Origin of the sequence: uncultured Enorma sp., from assembly GCA_905210055.1 — a bacterium.
Taxonomy (GTDB): domain Bacteria; phylum Actinomycetota; class Coriobacteriia; order Coriobacteriales; family Coriobacteriaceae; genus Enorma.
Map to the genome: position 1 here is coordinate 1 of CAJLVH010000148.1, position 4475 is coordinate 4475.

The 4475-nt window shown below is 61.8% G+C and carries 5 protein-coding genes; 3 read left to right on the plus strand and 2 right to left on the minus strand.

Features of this window, described 5'->3' with window-relative positions:
• Positions 1-254 precede the first annotated feature (254 nt).
• On the minus strand, positions 255-1343 hold the full coding sequence (locus QZ079_RS08195; protein ID WP_297037375.1) for a PfkB family carbohydrate kinase: 1089 nt from the start codon (positions 1341-1343) through the stop codon (positions 255-257).
• A gap of 37 nt (positions 1344-1380) precedes the next feature.
• Positions 1381-2139 carry a DeoR/GlpR family DNA-binding transcription regulator gene (locus QZ079_RS08200; RefSeq protein WP_019238976.1) on the minus strand — a complete coding sequence of 253 codons (759 nt, stop codon included), beginning with the start codon at positions 2137-2139 and terminating at the stop codon, positions 1381-1383.
• A 293-nt stretch (positions 2140-2432) separates the two neighbouring features.
• On the opposite strand from QZ079_RS08200, the gene QZ079_RS08205 reads away from it, so the two are divergent.
• From QZ079_RS08205 to QZ079_RS08215, 3 genes are all read left to right on the plus strand, one after another.
• A complete protein-coding gene (locus tag QZ079_RS08205; RefSeq protein ID WP_297037377.1) occupies positions 2433-3194 on the plus strand; it encodes a cyclase family protein in 762 nt (253 codons plus the stop codon).
• A 93-nt stretch (positions 3195-3287) separates the two neighbouring features.
• Positions 3288-4130, plus strand: a complete 843-nt coding sequence (locus tag QZ079_RS08210; protein ID WP_297037379.1) for an AzlC family ABC transporter permease — start codon at positions 3288-3290, stop codon at positions 4128-4130.
• Positions 4131-4135: 5 nt separating this feature from the next.
• Positions 4136-4453, plus strand: a complete 318-nt coding sequence (locus QZ079_RS08215; RefSeq protein ID WP_297037381.1) for a branched-chain amino acid transporter permease — start codon at positions 4136-4138, stop codon at positions 4451-4453.
• The last annotated feature ends 22 nt before the right edge of the window (positions 4454-4475 follow it).

Consider the following 4475-nt stretch of genomic DNA (forward strand, 5'->3'; position numbering starts at 1 on the left):
GGGTGCGTGGTGGGGTTCCCCTCGGAGCCACAGCCGGAGAGCATCAGGCCCACGGCCATGACCAGCGCAAGGACAAGTGCAAGCAGTCTGGTTTTTTTAATTGTGATCCTCCTTAGTTTTTTGGTTTCTAAAACGTTTTTGGCGTCTCTAATTCTATACAAAAAACGTTTTCGTATTCAATGCGCTTTTTTAACAAACTTTTACCGACTTTTTGGCTACTTTGATGGAATTATCAAATTAGCACAATTTCTGGCTCAGAGCCTGACGCTCAGGTCCTTCTCCACGGTGCAGGGGACGCCGTTTATCGTGAGCTCCACCGCCCTGGTGCCGGTGAGGTTTACCAGCTCTGCGCTCTGGTGCGTGAGGGATACGCGGAGTTTCTGGCCCTGCCAGCAGATATAGAACTCGAGGCTGCGCCAGCAGGAGGGCAGGGCGGGGTTGAGGCGCAGCTTGCCGTCGAGCATGCGCACCCCGCCGAAGCCGAAGACTACGGACTGCCACACGCCTGCGAGCGAGGCGGCGTGTATACCGGCGTCGCTGGTCTTCATGTTCGGGCCCACGTCTATGGCCGCGGCCTTGCAGAAGAGCTCATAGGCGAGCTCCCTGTTGCCCATGTCGTTGGCGAGGATGCAGTGCGTCGAGAGTGAGAGCGAGGAGTCGTGCAGCGCCCTCGGCTCGTAGTAGTTCCAGTTGGCCTTCTTGACCTCGGCGCTGAACTGGTCCTCGAGCAGCAGGAACATGATGAGGATGTCGGCCTGCTTGGAGACCTGCATGTGCGTTATCTGCTCCTGGTTGTAGTCCCTGTAGATGCTGCCTACGTTCTCCTGCTTCTTGTATTTCGTGAGGTCTATGTCTTTGAGCGTCAGGTAGGTCCTGTCCTGCGGGATTACGAGGTCCTCCCTCGGCTGCGGCAGGAAAATGCGCGCGAGCTTGTCCTCCCAGACGGGCTCGAGGGCCGCGAGGCCGAGCTTTTCGTCGAGCTTCGCGTAGAGCGCTTCGACATCCGCCGGCTGAATGGCGGGGCCCATGCCGTTGACCTCGGTCTCAACGCCGTCGGAGTTGATTTTCACGTTGATGCGACTCATACCCTCGGCAACCTCGATGAAATCCGCCTCGACGCCCGTCTCGCGCAGGCGGCGCGCGATCTCCGCCCCCGTGAAGCCCGCGAGGAAGCCGAGCGCACGATTCTCGTGGCCGAGGTTCCTGAGCACGATGGACACGTTCACGCCCTTGCCGCCGGGCAGCATCTCCTCATGCGCAGTTCGGTTCACGAGCCCGAGCTTGAGACCGTCGACCTGGATGATGTAGTCGAGGCACGGGTTGAACGTTACGGTGTAGATCATGTGCTTCCTCCTTGGGAGACGGTGGGGTGTCGATGTCCTACTCGACCACGATGACATTCGAATAACCGTCGAGTTCGCTGGGTACGGCGTCGGTGATGACCACGGCGTCGTCGAACGCCGCGAAGGCGACGGGCGATACAGCGGAAAGCTTGCTCGAATCGCACAGCACGTACGGCTTGAGCGTATGCGCGAGCGCGGTCTCCTTCACCAGGGCTTCGCCCAGCTCAGGCGTCGTGAAGCCGGCATCAGGCGTCGCGCCGTTCGTGCCGAAGAACCCGATCGTGAAGCGGAAGCGGCGAAGCGTCTCCACCGTCTGCTCGCCCACGAGCGCGCCGGTAACGGTCTTGATCTCGCCCGCCGGCATGAGCACGCGGCAACCTTTTTCGAACAGGGCGTGCGCGATCTCCACGGAGTTCGTCACGTAGGTGGCTGAATGCTCAGTGATGGCGTCCGCCAGGCATCCCGTGGTGGAACCGGCGTCGATGTAGACGAAATCGCTGGGGCCGATAAGCGTCGCCGCAAAGCGCGCGATGCGCCGCTTCTCGGCAAGATAGAGCTCGTGGCGCTCACCCACCGCCTGGTCGACCGAGACCACCGTGCGCCGAGCCGCCGTCGCACCCGCAGAGGCGGCACCGCCGTGAACCTTCACGATGCGCCCTTCCTGCGCAAGGCGCGTGAGGTCGCGGCGAACGGTGGACTCCGATGCGTTCAGCAGCTCCATGAGCTCGGCGGAGGTGACGGTCCCCCGCTCGTCCACCACAGCGACGATCCTGTTGAGCCGTTCCTCTGCAAGCATGGCGCATCCCTCCCAACTTCTGCCGACGGCTCCAGATCTGCTCAACTTCGAGTCTGTTCAGATTCCGTCACTAACGTTCAATTTCCTTCACGGTAAGAACAATATCATCAGAATCAGTCATTATCGGTCAGATTCGTTCATCTTCCGCCAACGGTAGGAATCACACCGTGAATGGTTCAAGCGAGCCCGGGACATCGTTTCAAACGTATGACGCGAAGTAACGCCCAAGTTCAGTCCCCACGTTGTCGTACAATGCTCCTACCTGCATAGAACGCCGCATGGAAGGAGCAACCATGAGCCTGTGGAACATGCTGAACGAGCTGAAGGGCGCGACCTGGGTCGACCTCACCCACCCTCTCACGAACGAAAGCCCCTACTGGGCGGGCATCCCGGAGGGCTCCGTCGAGCTCTGCCGCACGGTCTTCGACTACGACGAGGAAATGCTCTCCTGCCGCATCCATACCTACAAGTTCCCTGGGCAGTTCGGCACGCACGTAGACTTCCCAAGCCACTTCACCCCGGGCGCCGTGGGCTCGGAGGCATACGAGGTAGGCGACGGCAGCTGGACGGCCATGCCGCTCTGCGTGATCGACCTCACGGGCAAAGTCGCTGCCGAAGGGCCGGACACCGCCGTAACCGTTGCCGACATCGAGGCATGGGAGACCGAGCACGGCCGCATCCCCGAGGGCTCGTTCGTGGCGCTGCGCACGGATTGGTATACGCGCTGGCCAGATAACGACGCGCTCAACAACTTCGATGCCGAGGGCGGCGAGCACTGCCCCGGCTGGTCCATGGAGGCGCTGAAGTTTCTGTATGAAGAGCGCGGCATCCAGATGAACGGCCACGAGACGTTCGACACGGACGCGTCGTTCCTCGCCGCCGAGGCCGATGACCTTGCCTGCGAGCGCTATGTGCTCGATAACGGGCATCTGCAGGTCGAGGTCATGGCGAACCTCGACAAGGTTCCCGCCACGGGCGCCGTCGTGTTCGTGACCTGGCCGCACATCGAAGGAGCGACGGGCCTCCCCGCCCGCGTCATCGCGGTCTTCAAGTGATAATCTGAGTCCAGGACTGAAATTCTCACTAGTGATAATCTGAGTCCAGGACGGAAATTCCACGTTTCGACATTTCAGCGGACGGGAGAAGTAGTGGACGAAGAGAGCGTGCAGCAATCTGCTGGTAACGTGCGGCTTACGGCCTTGCGCGCCGCGTTCCCCTACACCCTGCCCATCCTCGCCGGCTTTCTCTTTCTAGGCATAACCTGCGGCATCTACGCCGCCTCGCTGGGACTTCCCTGGTGGGTTCCGACGCTCATGGCCTGCTGCATCTTCGCCGGGTCTGCGGAGTTCGTCGTCGCGTCGATGCTCACCGCCACGTTCAACCCGCTCCAAACCTTCATCATGGTGTTCGTCATAAACGCGCGCCACCTCTTCTACGGCATCTCGATGCTCGAGCGGTTCCGCAACATGGGACGCAAGCGCCCGTACCTCATCTTCGCCATGTGCGATGAAACGTTCTCGATCAACTTCTCCACCCGCGCGCCCGAAGGCGTCGACGAGGGATGGTTCATGACCTGGGTGAGCGTGCTCAACCAGTCATACTGGATACTCGGCTGCACGCTCGGGAGTCTTTTCGGCAACGCCCTTGCCATGGAGGTGGAGGGCATCTCGTTCGCTATGACGGCGCTTTTCGTGGTGATCTTCCTCGACCAATGGCTCAAAGATGCGAGCCACGCCGGCGCGATGATAGGGCTTGCGGCCTCTGCCGGCATGCTCGTTCTCTTCGGGGCGGACTCGTTCATCCTGCCCGCCATGGCGCTCATCTTGGTGGGCGTGCTCGCGGTGCGCCGTAAGGGGGAGCCGAAGTACGCCGCCGCAAGCGCGGAGGTCGCGGGCGCGGATGCGGGCACGGGCGGCACATCCGGGGACGCTGCGGAAATGGGCACCTCACCTGCAAGCGCGGGTGCTGCGCAGGGAGGTGACGCTGCGTGACCAGCATGCAAATGGTGCTCGTCATCCTCTCGGCGGCAGGGGCGACCGTGCTCACCCGCGCCCTCCCCTTCCTGGCCTTTCCCGCCGGACGCGAGACGCCTGCGGTCGTGCGCTACCTGGGGCAGGCGCTCCCCGGCGCGGTATTCGCCCTGCTCGTCGTGTACTGCCTGAAAGACGTCGACGTACTCACCGGCGCGCATGGCATACCCGAGACGATCGGCATCCTCATCGCCGGCGGCACGTATCTCTGGCGTCGCAGCATGCTCGTCTCGATCCTCTCAAGCACTGTGGTGTATATGCTGCTCGTAAACCTCGTGTTCTAGCTCCCGCCAATGGGGACGGGGG

What these genes read in the sequence shown, in the direction of transcription:
- QZ079_RS08195 (WP_297037375.1), bottom strand. Translation starts at nt 1,343, where the DNA reads ATGATCTACACCGTAACGTTCAACCCGTGCCTCGACTACATCATCCAG.
- QZ079_RS08205 (WP_297037377.1), top strand. Translation starts at nt 2,433, where the DNA reads ATGAGCCTGTGGAACATGCTGAACGAGCTGAAGGGCGCGACCTGGGTC.
- QZ079_RS08215 (WP_297037381.1), top strand. Translation starts at nt 4,136, where the DNA reads ATGCAAATGGTGCTCGTCATCCTCTCGGCGGCAGGGGCGACCGTGCTC.
- QZ079_RS08200 (WP_019238976.1), bottom strand. Translation starts at nt 2,139, where the DNA reads ATGCTTGCAGAGGAACGGCTCAACAGGATCGTCGCTGTGGTGGACGAG.